General features: G+C 53.3%; 14 protein-coding genes and 1 pseudogene. 8 read left to right on the forward strand and 7 right to left on the reverse strand.

The window, feature by feature from the left end; genetic code table 11:
• Nucleotides 1-11 precede the first annotated feature (11 nt).
• From DESAC_RS13455 to DESAC_RS13475, 6 genes and pseudogenes are all read left to right on the forward strand, one after another.
• The gene (locus DESAC_RS13455; RefSeq protein WP_013707628.1) at nucleotides 12-1,976 is read left to right on the forward strand and encodes a potassium transporter Kup; all 1,965 of its coding nucleotides are present in this window, start codon (nucleotides 12-14) and stop codon (nucleotides 1,974-1,976) included.
• A 109-nt stretch (nucleotides 1,977-2,085) separates the two neighbouring features.
• Nucleotides 2,086-2,430: pseudogene (locus tag DESAC_RS15920) on the forward strand (potassium-transporting ATPase subunit C); the annotation flags it as partial.
• A gap of 13 nt (nucleotides 2,431-2,443) precedes the next feature.
• Nucleotides 2,444-3,595 carry a sensor protein KdpD gene (locus DESAC_RS13465; protein WP_013707629.1) on the forward strand — a complete coding sequence of 384 codons (1,152 nt, stop codon included), beginning with the start codon at nucleotides 2,444-2,446 and terminating at the stop codon, nucleotides 3,593-3,595.
• Nucleotides 3,596-3,601: 6 nt separating this feature from the next.
• Nucleotides 3,602-5,455 (forward strand): ATP-binding protein, encoded by a 1,854-nt coding sequence (locus tag DESAC_RS13470; protein WP_013707630.1) that lies wholly within the window; start codon nucleotides 3,602-3,604, stop codon nucleotides 5,453-5,455.
• 657 nt (nucleotides 5,456-6,112) lie between these two features.
• Nucleotides 6,113-6,271, forward strand: a complete 159-nt coding sequence (locus DESAC_RS16345) for a hypothetical protein (protein WP_169311548.1) — start codon at nucleotides 6,113-6,115, stop codon at nucleotides 6,269-6,271.
• Nucleotides 6,252-6,821 carry a DUF4410 domain-containing protein gene (locus tag DESAC_RS13475; protein ID WP_013707631.1) on the forward strand — a complete coding sequence of 190 codons (570 nt, stop codon included), beginning with the start codon at nucleotides 6,252-6,254 and terminating at the stop codon, nucleotides 6,819-6,821. The genes DESAC_RS16345 and DESAC_RS13475 overlap by 20 nt, the downstream gene beginning before the upstream one ends.
• A 69-nt stretch (nucleotides 6,822-6,890) precedes the next feature.
• Here the strand turns inward: DESAC_RS13475 and glgB are convergent, their stop codons facing one another.
• From glgB to DESAC_RS13490, 3 genes are all read right to left on the reverse strand, one after another.
• A complete protein-coding gene (gene glgB, locus DESAC_RS13480) occupies nucleotides 6,891-8,870 on the reverse strand; it encodes a 1,4-alpha-glucan branching protein GlgB (RefSeq protein ID WP_013707632.1) in 1,980 nt (659 codons plus the stop codon).
• A gap of 101 nt (nucleotides 8,871-8,971) precedes the next feature.
• Nucleotides 8,972-9,358: a TraR/DksA family transcriptional regulator gene (locus DESAC_RS13485; protein WP_013707633.1), complete on the reverse strand. Its 387-nt coding sequence runs from the start codon at nucleotides 9,356-9,358 to the stop codon at nucleotides 8,972-8,974.
• Nucleotides 9,359-9,416: 58 nt separating this feature from the next.
• Nucleotides 9,417-10,727, reverse strand: a complete 1,311-nt coding sequence (locus tag DESAC_RS13490; RefSeq protein WP_013707634.1) for a sigma-70 family RNA polymerase sigma factor — start codon at nucleotides 10,725-10,727, stop codon at nucleotides 9,417-9,419.
• Nucleotides 10,728-11,352: 625 nt separating this feature from the next.
• On the opposite strand from DESAC_RS13490, the gene DESAC_RS13495 reads away from it, so the two are divergent.
• Together DESAC_RS13495 and DESAC_RS13500 are read left to right on the forward strand one after the other, a co-directional pair.
• A complete protein-coding gene (locus DESAC_RS13495) occupies nucleotides 11,353-12,366 on the forward strand; it encodes a 3'-5' exoribonuclease YhaM family protein (protein WP_013707635.1) in 1,014 nt (337 codons plus the stop codon).
• A gap of 293 nt (nucleotides 12,367-12,659) precedes the next feature.
• Nucleotides 12,660-13,136, forward strand: coding sequence for a universal stress protein (locus tag DESAC_RS13500; protein WP_013707636.1), 477 nt, complete (start codon nucleotides 12,660-12,662; stop codon nucleotides 13,134-13,136).
• A gap of 223 nt (nucleotides 13,137-13,359) precedes the next feature.
• Here DESAC_RS13500 and DESAC_RS13505 read toward each other — a convergent pair whose 3' ends face one another.
• The 4 genes from DESAC_RS13505 to lpxD are packed head-to-tail and all read right to left on the reverse strand — an operon-like array spanning nucleotide 13,360 to nucleotide 16,447.
• Nucleotides 13,360-14,202, reverse strand: coding sequence for an LpxI family protein (locus DESAC_RS13505; protein WP_218915683.1), 843 nt, complete (start codon nucleotides 14,200-14,202; stop codon nucleotides 13,360-13,362).
• Nucleotides 14,132-14,947 (reverse strand): acyl-ACP--UDP-N-acetylglucosamine O-acyltransferase, encoded by an 816-nt coding sequence (gene lpxA, locus DESAC_RS13510; RefSeq protein ID WP_013707638.1) that lies wholly within the window; start codon nucleotides 14,945-14,947, stop codon nucleotides 14,132-14,134. Before lpxA ends, DESAC_RS13505 begins: the two co-directional genes overlap by 71 nt.
• Nucleotides 14,940-15,407, reverse strand: a complete 468-nt coding sequence (gene fabZ, locus DESAC_RS13515; RefSeq protein WP_013707639.1) for a 3-hydroxyacyl-ACP dehydratase FabZ — start codon at nucleotides 15,405-15,407, stop codon at nucleotides 14,940-14,942. Before fabZ ends, lpxA begins: the two co-directional genes overlap by 8 nt.
• A gap of 5 nt (nucleotides 15,408-15,412) precedes the next feature.
• On the reverse strand, nucleotides 15,413-16,447 hold the full coding sequence (gene lpxD, locus DESAC_RS13520; protein ID WP_013707640.1) for a UDP-3-O-(3-hydroxymyristoyl)glucosamine N-acyltransferase: 1,035 nt from the start codon (nucleotides 16,445-16,447) through the stop codon (nucleotides 15,413-15,415).
• Between the last annotated feature and the right edge of the window lie 6 nt (nucleotides 16,448-16,453).

Raw genomic sequence — 16,453 nt, forward strand, 5'->3', positions numbered from 1 at the left:
GAATTGTTCTCATGAGTATTGCTTTCCGTGACGACGAGAAGCCCTCGCAGTCCCCCCATTCCGCCACATCGGCCGGGCGTCTACCTGACATTCAACTTGAAAAGCGAGACCGGCGTAAAACTCTCGTCATGGCGTTAGGGGCCCTGGGGGTAGTTTACGGCGACATCGGCACCAGCCCTCTGTATGCCATCAAGGAATGCTTTCACGGCTTCCATGCCATAGAAGTTACCCGAGCCAACATCCTAGGCGTCATGTCCCTGATTTTCTGGTCACTGACCATTGTGGTAACCATCAAGTATGTAACCTTTATTCTTAAAGCTGACAATGAAGGTGAAGGCGGCATCTATGCCCTGACCGCCCTGTTTTTGCGAAAAGGGGGCAAGCTGGTTTCACTAAAAACGGTCAAATATCTTTCCCTGCTGGCCATTTTCGGGGCAGCCCTGCTCTATGGCGACGGCCTTATCACTCCGGTCATCTCCGTGCTTTCGGCGGTGGAAGGGTTAAACGTCGCCACCACGGCGTTCGAAGCTTATGTCTTGCCCATCACCTGCGCTATCCTGATCGGCCTATTTATGATCCAGCGGCAGGGGACGGCGCGCTTGGGCAAGGTATTCGGACTCACCATGCTGCTGTGGTTCTTTTCCCTGGCGAGTTTAGGTCTGATGCAGATACTCAGGCGCCCCGAGGTCTTGGTAGCCCTGAACCCCGGCCATGCGGTGGCCTTTTTTGCCGCCAACCAGTTGCACGGCATGGTGGTATTGGGAGCTGTGGTGTTGGTCATCACCGGAGGTGAAGCCTTGTATGCCGATCTGGGACACTTTGGCCGGGGGCCCATCCAACTTTCCTGGCTGACCATTGTCTTTCCGGCGCTCGTGCTCAACTATTTGGGGCAGTGCGCCCTGCTCCTGGAAAACCCCCAAGCAACTTACCATCCTTTCTATGAGTTGGTCCCCCGGTTCCTGTTGTATCCCATGGTAGTTCTGGCCACGGCGTCCACCGTCATCGCCTCCCAGGCCATGATTTCCGGAGTCTATTCCCTCACCCAGCAGGCCATCCAGATCGGTTATTTACCCAGGCTCCATATTGTCCACACCTCTGGGGAGACCAAGGGGCAGATTTATATGCCGTGGGTAAACACCGGGATGTTGATCGGCTGTTTGGGGCTGGCGATCGCTTTCCAGGAATCGAGCCGTTTGGCGGCGGCCTACGGCATCGCCGTCACGGGCACCATGGGCATCACCACCGTTATCTACTATTATGTGGCCCGTTATAACTGGAACTGGCCACGGTGGAAAGTACTCCTCCCCGTGGGGGTTTTCATCTTTTTCGATCTCGCCTATTTCGGCGCCAACATGCTGAAGTTTGTGGATGGCGGCTGGTTTACCGTATCTGTGGCGGTACTGCTGGCCATTGTGATGATTACCTGGCGGGACGGCCGGAGTCTCCTGGCTAAGCGCTATGAGGACGCCAGGGTTCCCGTGGAGGTTATCTTGAGAGACATCAAGACCTACAAACTGGTCCGCACCCCCAGGACCGGCGCCTTTCTCTCCATTTCCCCCGTGGGGGTCCCCATTACCCTACTGCACCTTCTGAAACACATCGAAGCCCTGCCCCAGAAGGTGGTCTTGATGTCCATCGTTTCCGCCAATACACCTTTCGTCTCCCGGCAAGAGCGGCTGGTCATCACCGCCTTGGGCCAGGATTTCTACCGGGTGATAGCAACCTACGGCTTCATGGAGACCCCCAACATGTCGAAAATCATGGAGATCGCCACTGAACAGGGCCTGGAACTGGACGAGTTTTCCACCACTTTTTACGTGGGCCGGGAAACCCTGATCACCAACGGGGATGGCGGCATGTCTAGCTGGCGCAAAGGACTGTTCGCCTTCCTTTCCAGGAACTCCTGGAACGTTACCATATATTTCGGCATCCCATCCGACCGCGTGGTGGAACTCGGGGTCCAAGTCAGGCTTTAATACTATTAAAATGCTCCTGATTTAAATAACATACCCCAGCAGTGAGGAGAAGCTTCCAATATTTATGGATAGTTCCCCCCGCACTGCCGCCTGAGGGCATGCGTATATCCCAACCGCTTCGGGTGGCTCCAATTTAGGCCCCACTTCCCAGAAGCTGCGGGATCGTGCTATAAATGTCTTAGAAGATTTAAAGAAAAACAATCCCGAAGCCGACTTTCCGGTCCCGGCAGAACTGGTGACGGCCTCCGCCAGCGGCCTGGACCCGCACCTCTCCTTGGCAGGAGCGTTGTGGCAGGTGCCTCGGGTGGCCAAAGCCCGGGGAGTGGCCCCGGAGCGTCTCACCACCGTGGTGAAAGCAAATCTGGAAGGGAGGACCCTGGGAGTTCTGGGAGAACCCCGGGTAAATGTTCTTCTTTTGAACCTGGCCCTGGATCGGCAGTTTGGCAGGCCTTGACTTGGTTTAAACTATGAACCCCACTACCAACCGCGCCCAAGACTTCCTGGACCTGCTGGAACGCGCCAAGCGCGGCCGGCTGAAAATCTACCTCGGCTTTGCCGCCGGCGTGGGCAAGACCGTGCGCATGCTCAAAGAGGCCCATGCCCTGAAGCTGCGCGGCGTGGATGTGGTCCTGGCCTACATCGAGCCCCATGGCCGGGCGGAAACCGCAGAGTTGATCGGCGATCTCGAGGTCATTCCCCGGAAGCAGTTTGTCTATCGGGGCATCACGGTGGAAGAGATGGACCTGGACGCGGTCTTGGCCCGGCGCCCGGAAATTGCCATCGTGGACGAGGTGGCGCATACCAATGTACCCTTGTGCCGCCACCGGAAACGCTATCAGGATATTCTGGAAATTACCGAGGCAGGCATCAACGTCATTTGCGCTTTTAATATCCAACACCTGGAGAGTCTCAACGACCTCATCGAACGAGTAACCGGGGTGGTGGTCCGGGAAACTATCCCCGATACCTTTGTTAAGGAAGCCGATCAGGTGGTCACCGTGGATCTGTCGGTGGACGACCTCATGGAACGCCTGAAGAGCGGTAAAATCTACACCCGGGACAAGATTCCCTGGGCCTTGGAGCATTTTTTCCGGATCGCCAACCTCTCTACGTTGCGGGAACTGGCGCTCCTGGAGGTGGCCGAGAGCCTGGGCCGGCGGCAGCCCTCCGGTCCTGAGGAATTGAAACTTCAAGACAGAGTCTCCCTTAGGACCTTGGGACGGGTCATGGTCTGCATGGCTTCGGCCTCTCCCCGGGCCAAAACGCTTCTCCGGAAAGGCTCCCGCATGGCCGGTCGTCTCAATACCCATTGGTTTGTGGTGTATGTGGAAACCCCAGGCGAAGCCCCAACCCAGATCGAAGCCGAAACCCAACGCCATCTTTTGGAAAACTTTCAAAAGGCCCGGGAATTGGGCGCCGAGGTTATCCGCCTCCAGGCCAAGGACCCGGTTCCGGCCATCCTCGACTTTGCCCGTTCCCATGGCGTCGGCCACATTGTCATCGGCCGCTCCCAGCAACCCTGGTGGCGAAAACTCCTGGGCCGTTCCGTGTCTCACCGGATCATCGATGAGGCTGCGGGGTTTGATGTCCATGTTATCTCTTTCGAAGAGGAGGAGTAAGACGGCATGCTCCTGAAAACCAAACTCCTGTTAGCCCAGGTTCCCCTGGCCCTGGCCCTCTTGGTGCTGGGCATCGTTGCCGTCGCCACCATCGGCCAGTTGGGGTCCCATTCGGAAAGAATCCTCCACGACAACTATCGGAGCGTCCTGGCCGCCCAGCGCATGAAGGAAGCCATCGAGCGTATGGATTCAGCCGCTCTCTTTATCGCTTTGGGACGGCGGGAGCAGGGAAAGCAATTGGCCCTCAGCAACCGCAAGGTTTTTGAAGAAGAATTGGCGGTGCAAGTAAGGAATATCACCGAAAAAGGGGAACGAGAGGTCTCTAACGCCTTGGCCGCCCGCTGGCGGGATTACTTGACAGCCTATGAGAACTTCATCCAGGAAACGTCAAACGAGGCTTTGAGGGATCGTGTTTTCTCCGATCTTTTCCCTAAATTTCTTGCCATCAAAGAGGGTGCGGACCATATTCTCTCCCTGAACCAGGATGCCATGATCAGAAAAAGCGATGAAGTGCGCCAGGTTTCCCAGCGCCTGGAGAGATTGATTACCTTCGCCGCCCTGGTCGCCGCCCTGGCTGGCATTTTTGCCTCTAGCGTATTGACCACCAGGATTATCAGACCCCTTTCGGTTCTGACTCAAACCGCTCGCCGGATCAAGGAGGGTGATCTGGCGGTCCGGGCCCGGGTTGAGGGGTCTGATGAGATTGCCCTGTTAGCCCAGGAATTCAACACGATGACCGACAGCCTGGATCGTTATCGCCGGAGTTCTTTAGGGGAATTGCTCCAGGCCCAACAAGCTTCCCAGGCTGCCATCGACAATCTTCCCGATCCGGTTTTGGCTACCAACCTGGAGGGAAAAATTCTGGGCGCCAACCGTATTGCCGAAGCGTGGTTTGGCCCGATTTTATCCGGCTCTTGTGAGGAAACCGGGCAAAATCCGGAACCCGTATTGACTACCGCCATCAAGAAGGCCAGAAAATATGTGCTGGCCGGTAAGGGGGCGTATCGGCCTTCGGACCTGGAAGATGCGGTAAACATACATGCACCCGAGGGGGAACGCTCGGTGCTGCCCCTGGCTGTACCGGTGTATGATCAAAACGGCAACTTGGCCAGCGTCAGTCTGATTCTCCGGGACGTTACTCCCCAGAGCAAAATGGATGCCATGAGCAAAAGCCTGGTCGCTACTTTTGCCCATGAATTCCGGACGCCCTTGACTTCGTTACATCTGGCCATTCACATTTTGCTGGATCAATTGGCCGGTGCGATGACGGAAAAGCAGCTTGACCTGATTTATGCTGCCCGGGAGGATTGTGAACGGCTGCAAAACCTAGTGGATGACATCCTGAATCTGGTCCGCCTCCAATCCGGCAAGATTGAACTGCGGCGGGTGGTGATCCGGATTTTCTCCATCATCAAGAACATTATCGACCAGCACCGCCTTCTAGCCGAGGAGCAGGGACTTGATCTGGCCTGCGTCTATCCTCCTTTTGATGAAGAGGTCTTTGCCGATCCCGAGCGTTTGGAACTGGTTTTTGCCAATTTGATCACTAATGCCATCCGACATACGCCAGCCGGCGGCTCCATCGAAATCCGGGTCCTTCCTGAAAAAGAGTTCCTACGGATTGAAATAAAAGATACCGGTGAAGGCATTCCGCTGGAATATCAGTCCCAGATCTTCGAAAAGTATTTTCAGGTTTCCGGTAGTAGCTGGAAAGGTGTTGGCTTGGGTCTGGCCCTGGCCAAAAATATCATTGCAGCCCATGGTGGAGAAATAGGTCTTTCAAGCCAATCGGGCCAGGGAAGCACATTTTGGTTTACCCTCCCAAGACTGGAGAACAAGCCGATGGATAATGGCTTGTGATAAAACCGCGTTGCACTTAAGATCACGTTTTGAAGCTTCACAGGAGATTGGCAAGAAAAGAGTTTCGAGTTTTAAATTCCGAGTTTCGGATTAATAAAGAAATAACTTTTACACAGGCTGGAAGCCTGTGCCACCGCCAAATGATTTTCATAGTTTGCGGGCGATTTTAAAGAATAATAGTTACATAGAAAATAGCCGGTAGGACGGGAAAGCGCAGCGCATGCCGCCGCAGTTAGGAAATGATTGTTTCACAGGCTAGAAAGCCCGTCTACCAGCAATGGAAAGATAAAAACTTCAACATCTGGTGAAAAATGCGGGTGAAAACCCTCATTTTTTTTAGTGACAATATATTATAATTGTGTTAGTGGAAAGCAAAGTTGCATAAGTAGTAAAATCGTAACACTTCAGTTGTTTGGGGCGAATACAAGATTCTCCCCTAGGGGTGGGCCTGTCGGCGCTGTAGTGCTGTAGGGTGGTCACCGCCCACCATTCCTTGATCTATTTTCTCAGGTAGCTGAAGTATTACGTAAAATACAATTTGCCATAATCTTCCTCAGGTGCCAAAAAGATGGTAGCCGCAAAGCCTTCCTTCCTCTTCAGGCATTCATATCCAGGTACCCGAGCGCCTCTCTTTGACCATCCTGGCAGGAAAAATCCATGTCAAAAAACATAAAGAACCTTTTCTGGGGAATCATCTGTGTTCTCGCCGTTGGGGCCGGTATTTATCGCGGTGGATTGGTTTTGGGGTTATTGGTGGTTGTTCTGGCGTTCATCTTTTTGAAAGGAAGGGTTGGCCATGCAAAAGCAAAGTTCTAAGTTGGTTGCGGTTTCGGTTGGATTGTTTCTTCTCGGTCTCTATTGTGCCGGTTGTGCCAGCAGCAAAGGTTCGGTCTCAGCGGTTGCCCCTCTGCAAACTGATGTCTCCCTGGGAAAGTATGAAAAGGTGCTGATAGAGATTAAAAACAACGATAACATACAGATAACCGCCTCCGAAAAAGAAAGAATTTTAATGCAAATTATTGCGGCGGTGAAAAGAGATTATCCTACCAGATTTAAAGGTGTTAACGAAGGCGGCGACGATCCCGCCACTTTGCGGGCCATCGTTAACATCACCCAGTATGATAAAGGCAACGCCTTTGCAAGGGCCATGCTGGCGGGCTTGGGTCAGATAAAAATCAACGCCGACGTGAGTATCTGCGACAGCTCCTCTAGCGAAACCTTATGCAGATACGAAGCTTCCAAGAGATTTGCTTGGGGCGGGATTTATGGGGGATCTACGACTATAGAGACGGTTGAAGAGGGTTTTGCCAAGGCCGTGGCGGATTGCATCTGTGGCGCCAGTGAGGCCAGCAAGGGAAAATCGTAGTTCCTGCCGCATGCTCATCAGGGGGGGGTTATTCGCCCCCCCAACGCCAGGTGAAAGGGTTCATAATGATTAGCCAGCCACTTTTAAAAAGACCACCGCCAATGGCGGCAACGTCAGGTTGAGAGAGAACGGGCGTCCGTGATGCGGCCAGGGGTCGGCGTAGAGGCCGCCGGCATTACCCAAGCCACTGCCCCCATACTCGAGGGCGTCGCTGTTGAGTAATTCTTTCCAGAAGCCGCCGTGAGGAACGCCCGTGCGGTAGTTAAAGCGGGGCACCGGCGTGAAATTGCAGGCCACCAGGACAACATCCTCGGGACGCTGGCCCTGGCGCAGAAAGGTGATGACGCTGGCGTCCACGTCATTGCAGTCGATCCATTCAAAGCCGGTCCAGTTGAAATCTACTTCATAAAGGGCGGGTTGCTGCCGATAGGTCCGGTTCAGGTCGGCCAGCCAACGCTGTACGCCCGCATGGCTGGGAAAGTCCAGCAGATGCCAGTCAAGGCTGGTTTCATGGTACCATTCATTCCATTGGCCGAACTCCATCCCCATAAACAGGAGCTTTTTCCCCGGCTGGCCATACATATAGCCGAAGAGCAGGCGCAGGTTGGCAAATTTCTGCCAATAGTCGCCCGGCAGGTTGTGAATCAAGGAACCCTTGCCATGCACCACTTCGTCATGCGAAAGGGGCAGCACAAAGTTTTCGGTGAAGGCGTAGAGCATGCGGAAGGTGATGGTATTGTGGTGATAACGCCGGTGAATGGGGTCATGAGTCAGGTATTGTAAGGTGTCGTGCATCCAGCCCATGTCCCACTTCAGCCCGAAGCCCAAACCGCCCAGGTAGGTCGGGCGGGAGACCATGGACCAATCGGTGGATTCCTCTGCAATAGTCTGCACGTCAGGAAAGTTCTTGTAGACCTCTTCATTGAACTTGCGCAGAAACCAGATGGCCTCGATATTCTCCTTGCCGCCATAGATATTGGGAATCCACTCCCCTTCTTCGCGGGAATAGTCCAGATAGAGCATGGAAGCCACGGCGTCTACCCTGAGACCGTCGGCGTGGTGTTTATCCAGCCAATAGAAAGCGCTGCTCAAGAGGAAGCTGCGGACCTCATTGCGGCCATAATTAAAGATATAACTGTTCCAGTCCGGATGGAAGCCTTTGCGCATATCGGCGTGCTCGTAAAGATGCGTGCCATCGAAGTAACCCAGACCGTGTTCATCGGCCGGAAAGTGAGACGGCACCCAATCCAAAATGACCCCGATACCGCGCTGGTGCAGCAGGTCTACCAGATACATGAAATCCTGGGGATTGCCATAGCGGCTGGTGGGGGCAAAATAACCGGTGGTCTGATAGCCCCAGGAACCATAGAAGGGGTGCTCCATGACTGGCAGAAATTCTACGTGGGTGAAACCCATCTCTTGGACATAGTGGGCCAGTTTGGGAGCGATCTCCCGATAACTCGGTGAACGATTGGCGTCCTCGGGGATCCGCATCCAGGAACCCAGATGCACCTCGTAAATAGATATGGGGCTCTTCAAAGAGTTGCGGCGATGGCGCTCGGCCAGCCAATCCTGATCGCCCCAGGCGTAATCCAGTTCCCAGATGATCGAGGCCATGCGAGGCGGACCCTCATAAAATACCGAAAAGGGGTCGGCCTTCTCCACCCGGTAGCCGTTGTAGCGGGAATGGATATAATATTTGTACTTTGCCCCTTTCACTACCCCTGGGATAAAACCCTCCCAGATGCCCGATTGCCCGCGGGAACCCAAGGGGTGCGATTCTTTGTGCCAACCGTTAAAATCCCCGATGACCAGAACGCGCTCGGCATCTGGCGCCCAAACGGCAAAATACACCCCCCGGACACCGTCGGCCTCCATACAGTGCGCCCCAAATTTATCGTAGAGCCGGAAATGATTACCTTCGTTAAAAATGAACAGATCATCATCGGTGAGCCGGGAGATGTCATAGCGCACCGGACCCACAGGGATCGGAGCCGGGGTAACCGTGCCGGGGGCGGAAGACGTTGAAATGGTTTTCTTCTTCTTCATAGGCAAATCCAACCGACGGTTTTTCTGTAACGGCAAAATAGAAAGCCAACAGCATCAGGAGAAAATATGCAACCAATCGTCCTGAGGTTGTTGGCTGAGGGTTAACGTAGGCCAGCCTTAGCGATTTTTTCTCTCTGAGACTGGCAGTCGCGGCAGAGCGTCGTCTGGGGCATAATTTCCAAGCGACGAGGCTCAATGGGCTTGCCGCAGACCTCGCATTCACCGTAGGTGCCGCCCTCCAGACGCTCCAGGGCCTCCTCGATGGCTATCAGCTCCTGACGTTTCGGTTCTATGAGGGAAAACTGCGTTTCTTCCAAAAGGCTCACTTGAGCCTGGTCTTCCTCGTCCCGGGCGGTGGCCAACAGATCTTGATAGCTCTCTCCTAAACCACTCTTGATCTGGCCTTTAACTTCCCGCCAGAGCTTGCGTTTGCGTTCTAACAGGCGTTCTTTAAGTTCCGCCATCTTATCGACGTCCATGACTGTCATGGAGTTATCCCTCCCTCTAACAAGCAATCGGTGCCATACAGAATGAAAAAACCATCGTTTACTCCAGGAAATCCTCCAGAGTAGCTTTCCGGGTGGGATGTTTGAGACGCTTGAGGGCTTTCTTTTCTATCTGACGGATGCGCTCCCGCGAAACTTTAAATTCCCGGCCGATTTCCTCCAAAGTATGTTCTACTTCCGCCCCGATACCGAAACGCATCTTCATGATCTTTTCTTCCCGGGGGGTTAAGGTCGACAATATAGCATCCGTTTTTTCAGACAACTCTGAACTGATGATTGAGTCAAAAGGAGAAATCGCCTGATCGTTACGGATGAAATCTCCTAACCGGTCGCCTTCATCTCCCACAGGGGTCTCCAGGGAGATGGGTTCATCAGATAAATTAGTCACTACGAGAATTTTATCTTCCGGCACACCAGAGCGCTCGGCAATCTCTTTGAGCAACGGTTCGCGGCCCAACTCCTTGAGCAGATCATAAAAAGCCCGGTAGCAGCGATTGCGAATCTCTTGGAGATGCACCGGAATCCGGATAGTGCGGGTCTTATCGTAAATCGCCCGCGTTATGGTCTGCCGAATCCACCAGGAGGCGAAGGTGCTCAGTCGATAGCCGGTAGTGTAATCATAGCGCGTAACGGCCTTCATCAGACCCAGATTGCCTTCCTGAATGAGATCGGAAAAACTCAGGCCGCGATGCAGGTATTTCTTGGCAATACTCACCACCAAACGCAGGTTGGCTTTGATCATTTCATCACGCGCCCGCACCACTTCATTCTCTTTCTCTCTAATCTTTTTGGCCAACTGCTTGATTTCTTCAGCGTTGGGATAATGCCGTAAAACTTCCTTTAAAGTCCGATTAATGAAACGGAAGAGCTTTTCCTTGGCTTGAGCCGTTTTTTCCTCGTTTTGGAACCAATCCCGTACCTTGGACTGCAGATAACAGACCTCTTCATGATCCGAGCGAACCAGACTCACCAACCTGAGGATGGTTTCCTGGCCATTTTTGATGATGCGGCCCAACTCTTTCTCTTCCTCAGGGGTGAGAACCGAATACCGCAACATCTCCCGGAAATAGGCCGCGACGATACCCTCCTGCTCTGGCACCTCTTCAGTATCGAAGGCCTCTTCAATCTCCGCTTCCCCGGTCTCTTCAGTCAGTTCCATACTGGGGTAAGAGACGTCCTCAATACTGTCGACTACCTCAATCTCCTCCTCCTGCAGGGAATCAAAGACCTCTTTAATCTCAGTGGGATCAATGATATCCGAAGGGATCAGCTCATTCAGGTTGTCGTAGGTAAGGTAGCCGCCTTTTTCCTTCCCCAAGTGGATAATTTTGTCTATATAATCTCTATCCATGAGAGATTTTTCGTAACCTCCGCTGGAAGCTTCAGTAAGCAATAAAGAGTGATACTATCATAAAAATTTTTTTTTATCAAAATAATTTTTGCGACAATCAATTATTAACTATAACGAAGTTTGACGTGGGCAGGTCAGACTGCCGCATTTCAAGTTTGGAGAACAGATTCTGTTACCTACATCTATGTGATAACTCAAAATATATTGCTTTTCCAAGGGTCCTTCGGCCAGGAATCAATAACTAAAAATCCTTTCGGGGACAGTTGGAGAACCTCCTTGCCGTCGCGATACCGCTCGTTCCGGGGGTAATAGATTAAATTCCCACTCTTTCCTTGAGCGCATAATTGCAAGAGATCGCTATTCCAGGTTGAAAGGGCTTATTGTCATTTACACCGGGTTAATAACTTATCGGCTAAGTTATTATTTTAAGTTAATTATAGCAGAGTTAGATGTCAAGAAGCATTCTTCGGACCACCCCGATAACCTGTCCATTCTTCTTGCCGACCGGTTCCCCGGTTGCAGGTTGAAAAGAAGTTTCCCCGGTTGTCTATTCAGCCGCAGGCATGAACCTGAGGAAAACCTGTGGCCTTAAATCGGCTCGGTTGTAAAAAAGGAGACTCCCAACATGGCCCATGAATTTGTGGTCAACCTGAAAGAAGGAATAGATATCCAGCAGTTTTTTATCGTGCGGCAAGTCGAGGAACGTCTGACTCGCAAAGGGGAGCCTTATCTAGCGATGGTGCTGGCCGATAAAAGCGGGGCTATCCCCTGCAAGGTCTGGTCGAATGTGCGCCAGGAATTCCCGGGTTCTTTCCAGACCGGGGATTATGTGGGAGTGGTGGGGAGAGTTGAATCGTATAACGGCGAATTACAACTTAACATTAAGAAAATCTGGACCTTGGAGCAGATTTTACAGGTCAAAAAAGAGGCCAAAGATTTTGATGCCTCCCTGCTCCACGCCTGCACCGCATATGACCGGCAGCAGATGTGGGGAGAGTTGGAGGATTTAGTGCAAGAGCACCTGACCGGGCCGCTGCGGGATCTGGTCCAACGTCTGATGTCTGATCATGCCGAGGCGTGGCAGGCAGCCCCTGCGGCCCGTCACAACCACCATGCTTATTTCGGAGGATTGCTGGAACATACCTGGTTTGTGGGCCGATTGGCGCAGCAGGTGGCGGCTTTTTACCCCGATATAAATCGGGAACTAGCTCTGGCCGGGGCCATCTTACACGACATCGGCAAGCTCAAGGAACTGGCCAAGCCCTACTCACCGGAGTACACCACCGTCGGCCAGCTTCTGGGGCATATTGTCCTCGGATTGGAGATGATCCGGCAGACAGCCACAGCAATAGAGTTTCCCGATCCGGAGCTGCTGCTGCAATTGGAACATATTATAATATCCCACCACGGCTATCAGGAGTTCGGTTCACCCACTCCACCCAAGACCCGGGAGGCCCTGATGGTCTATTTTTTGGATGACCTTGACGCCAAACTCAAGATGTTTGAACAACATCTCAAGGCTGATACCTCCGAACGCCGCTTTACCGCCTACCACCGCCTCCTCCAGCGTGAACTCTACAAAGCAATCGAGGAACCCGGGGAACCCGCAGAAGAACAGGAGATGGGAGATATTAATTAACTGGTGGGCAGTGCCCTACCCGCCGGGCTCCTGCCCTGAAACCCTAAACTTTTTAAATTCACAGGAATAATTTCCATTGACACCGGTATCTTCTGACATTATGCTTTAGGTCAAGAATGATTTTCTGTTATTAAGCAATCGTAAGTTGTTTACCTTTTAAGTGCCGTTGGTGTATTATTGGAGTTGGTGGAAACCTACAGCAATACAAACCTGATAGGCCTCTTAGAAGAGAATCTTGGGAACCGAGGAATTGAGGTTAACTACTAATCTTACCTACGCAGCAGGAGGACGGCATGTTTAAGAAGATTTTGGTTCCTTTGGATGGTTCGGACCTGGCGGCAAAGATTCTGCCCCAGGTAGAAGAACTGGCAAAAATGTGTGGCGCCCAGGTGACTCTGATCACGGTAGGATCTTCCGGGATCGATCTGGCGGGAGTGGCTAGCCCAGAGGTTTTCCAGACAGCAGCCGAACATGATAAACGGGCTTCAGAGCGGTACTTACAAAAGGTCACCGGCGATCTGCAAGGTAAAGGCCTGACGGTAAACTGGGCCTATTTACAAGGTATGCCAGCCCAGGCAATCATCAAGTATGCGGATGACAATGATGTTGATCTTATTGCCCTTGCCACCCACGGCAAGGGTGAAGTTGCCTGGGTGTTGGGCAGCACCGCGGAAAAAGTGGTGAGCCATGCCACTGCGCCGGTATTGTTGATCCGAGTCATCGAGTTCAAACCGCCATTGCTGAAAGAGGAATTTTTCATGGGGGCCTAGGGCGCTATCGGCTGTCCACACTCTAGAAAAGCCTGGGGTGGAGAACACATACCCCCCGGGCTTTTTTGTTCTTTTATAACACTTCAGTTGTTTGGGGCAAATCTAGTATTCGCCCCCCCTGAGGATGACGCTACCTTCCGGGTTTACCACGATTTGACAACTACCGGGAAGGTACGAATTTTGTGTTCGGCCCAAGCAACCCATATCTGAGAACCTATAAATATTACAGGCTCAGGCCGACAACGGCAATTTTCGCCTGATCGGCCAAGTGCAGCATGGCATCGCGATCAAAGACAAGGGTTTTGCCCGCTTCCAGGGCTAGAACGCTCGCCTTGACCTCCCTCATAACCTGAATAGTCTCCACGCCTACGGCCGGGACATCAAAACGCAAATCCTGCCCTGGTTTACTGACTTTCACCACCACCGCCCCCTCACCGGCCAATAGACCGCCCCGGCGGATGGTAGCATCAGTGCCGTCGATGGCCTCCAGGGCAAGCACGGCCTGGCGGCGGACGACGACGCACTGGCCGATATCCAGCTTGCCGATTTCTTTGGCGATAGACCAGCCGAACCGGATATCCCGTTGCTCGCCAGCCGATGGCCGCCGTCGGCTGAGAACGCCAGCCGGAGCCAGCAGTTCCTCTAGAAATAGTGTAGGCGAAACAATGGTAATGCCTTCACTTTCCAATTCGTCAGCCAGGGCCCGCAGGATGCCATCATCGCGGGCCTGACCTACCCGGCGGATAATCTTAAGGGCACGCCAATCGGGCCTCAGGTGGGTGAAGAGTCGGCCTTTGGTAATGCCGCCGGCCATAACCGCCTGACTGACGCCGGCCTGTTGAAAAAATCGGATTATCTTCCCCAACTGACCTACATACACCCATTTTAGGGCGCTGACCATCTGCTCCAGGGCCGGATCGGTCTCGCCATGATGGGCGACCGCTACTACCTCTAGACCCTGTTTTTGTGCAGCTTGGGTAAATATCAGGGGAAATTTATTCTTTCCCGCGATGAGACCGATTTTCCCGGACATCAATAGGCGCCAGGCCTCTTTCTGAAGATTCAAGGAATTGCAGCATCTTGTGGATGGCCGGCTCTGCCGGAAACCGCTGCCGGACCTGAACTATTCCTTCTTTCAGGGTCAAGCCGGAGGCAAACAGGATTTCATAGGCAGATTTCAACGCCTCTAAGGTGGCACTCGTAAATCCGTGCCGCTTTAACCCGACTAAATTAAGGCCGACAATTTTGGCGCGGTTGCCGATGGCCATGCAAAAGGGAGGAATGTCCCGAGCCACTGCCGAGCAGCCGCCGACAAAGGCATAGGCTCCGATCTGGCAGAACTGATGGATAGCAGACAGCCCCCCGATAATCGCATGGTCATCCACTGAGATATGTCCTGCCAGAGTAGCAGCATTAGACATGATGACGTGATTGCCCACCGAGCAGTCATGGGCAACGTGGGTATAGGCCATCAGCAGATTGCCGTCCCCGACCTGGGTCAGGCCGCCGCCGCCAGCGGTACCCCGGTGCAGGGTAGCAAATTCCCGGATAGTATTGTCGTTGCCGATAACAAGCCTGGTTTCCTCACCCTGAAACTTCAGATCCTGAGGAATTTCGCCGATGACGGCAAACTGAAAGATGTTACAGCGCTCGCCAATCGTGGTATATGGCCGAATGACGACATGAGGACCGACCTTCGTATCGGCTCCGATGACAACGTTGGCGTCGATGATGCTGTAAGGCCCCACGCTCACCCCGGCGGCCAATTGGGCATCTGAATGAACGATGGCACTGGAATGAACATCAGGCATCTGCAGGACTCTCCTCCCGACTCAAAGCGGCCATAAATTCCCCTTCGGCAACGACGTTGTCCTCGACCAACGCCTTGCCGAGCATCTTCCAGACCTTTTTCCCGCCCCGGATGGTAGTCATCTCCATAATAAGCTGGTCTCCAGGAACCACCGGTCGCCGAAAGCGGACTTTGTCCATCCCGACAAAAAAATACAATTTCTTTTCCAGATGCGCCTGAGTGGACATATAGGCCAGGACGCCTCCTACCTGGGCCATGGCTTCGCAGATGAGAACTCCGGGCATCACCGGACGACCAGGAAAATGCCCCTGAAAAAAAGGTTCATTCAGGGTAACGTTCTTCAAGCCCTTGATGAACTTTCCCGGCGTTACCTGAAGTATCCGGTCTACAAGCAGAAAAGGATAACGATGTGGAAGATAGTGCATGATGTCTTCCACGGCCAATTGATCAGGCTGCGTCATGCAGATTACTCCTTGGCAAGGGCCAAACTCAGCTTGGCCACCTGCTTTTCTAACACTTTTATGCGATTATACATCTCTGGCAGTTTTTTCTGGACGGTGATCATGCGCAAGAATTCTCCGTGCGGCAGCACCGGACTGCCCATAACCGTCTGACCGGCCGGGACTGAATTTGACACGCCGGACTGGGCGCCGATGCGCACACCATCACCGATAGTTATGTGCCCCACCAGGCCGACCTGTCCGGCCAACATCACATTCCGTCCAACCTGGGTGGAACCGGAAATCCCTACCTGCGCCACAATGATGGAGTTTTCGCCGATTACCACGTTGTGGGCTACCTGGACGAGATTGTCAATTTTCACTCCCCGGCAGATGCGAGTATCTCCCAAGGCTCCCCGATCGATGGTGCAGTTAGCCCCAATCTCCACATCGTCTTCAATCACCACGGAACCTAATTGCGGGATCTTATGGAAGGACTCTCGATCCGGAGCAAACCCGAAACCATCGGCGCCGATTACCGCCCCACCGTGGATGATGACCCGGTTGCCGATGGTGCAGCCGTCGCGAATAGTAACATTGGGATGCAGCACCACGTCGGCGCCGATACTCACTCCGTTACCGACCACCACCCCAGGCAGGAGAATAGCGCGATCGCCCAGACTGACGTTATCACCGATCCAGACAAAGGGAGCGATAGACACCTGCTCTCCCAAACGACAGGCATTTCCCAGGTAGGCCTGGTTGCTGACGCCAGGCCAGCGCCACAGGGGCGGGGCAAAAACTTCGGCAATCTTGGCATAGGCCAGATATGGGTCGTCGGTAATAAGCAACGGGCGTCCGAGATGGCCCAGGTGGGGTGAGACAATAAAAGCCCCAGCACGGCTCTGTTCCACCCGCCTGGCAAATTTCGGACGCGTCACAAAGGTGATCTCATGCGGTCCGGCCTGATCGATGGCGTTAATGCCGCTCAGAGGGAGGTCTTCCGGGCCCCGACATTCGCCTCCCACCAATTGGGCCAATTCTTTTAGCGTCTTAGTCATACAGAG

The organism is Desulfobacca acetoxidans DSM 11109 (assembly GCF_000195295.1).
Taxonomy (GTDB): Bacteria; Desulfobacterota; Desulfobaccia; order Desulfobaccales; family Desulfobaccaceae; genus Desulfobacca; species Desulfobacca acetoxidans.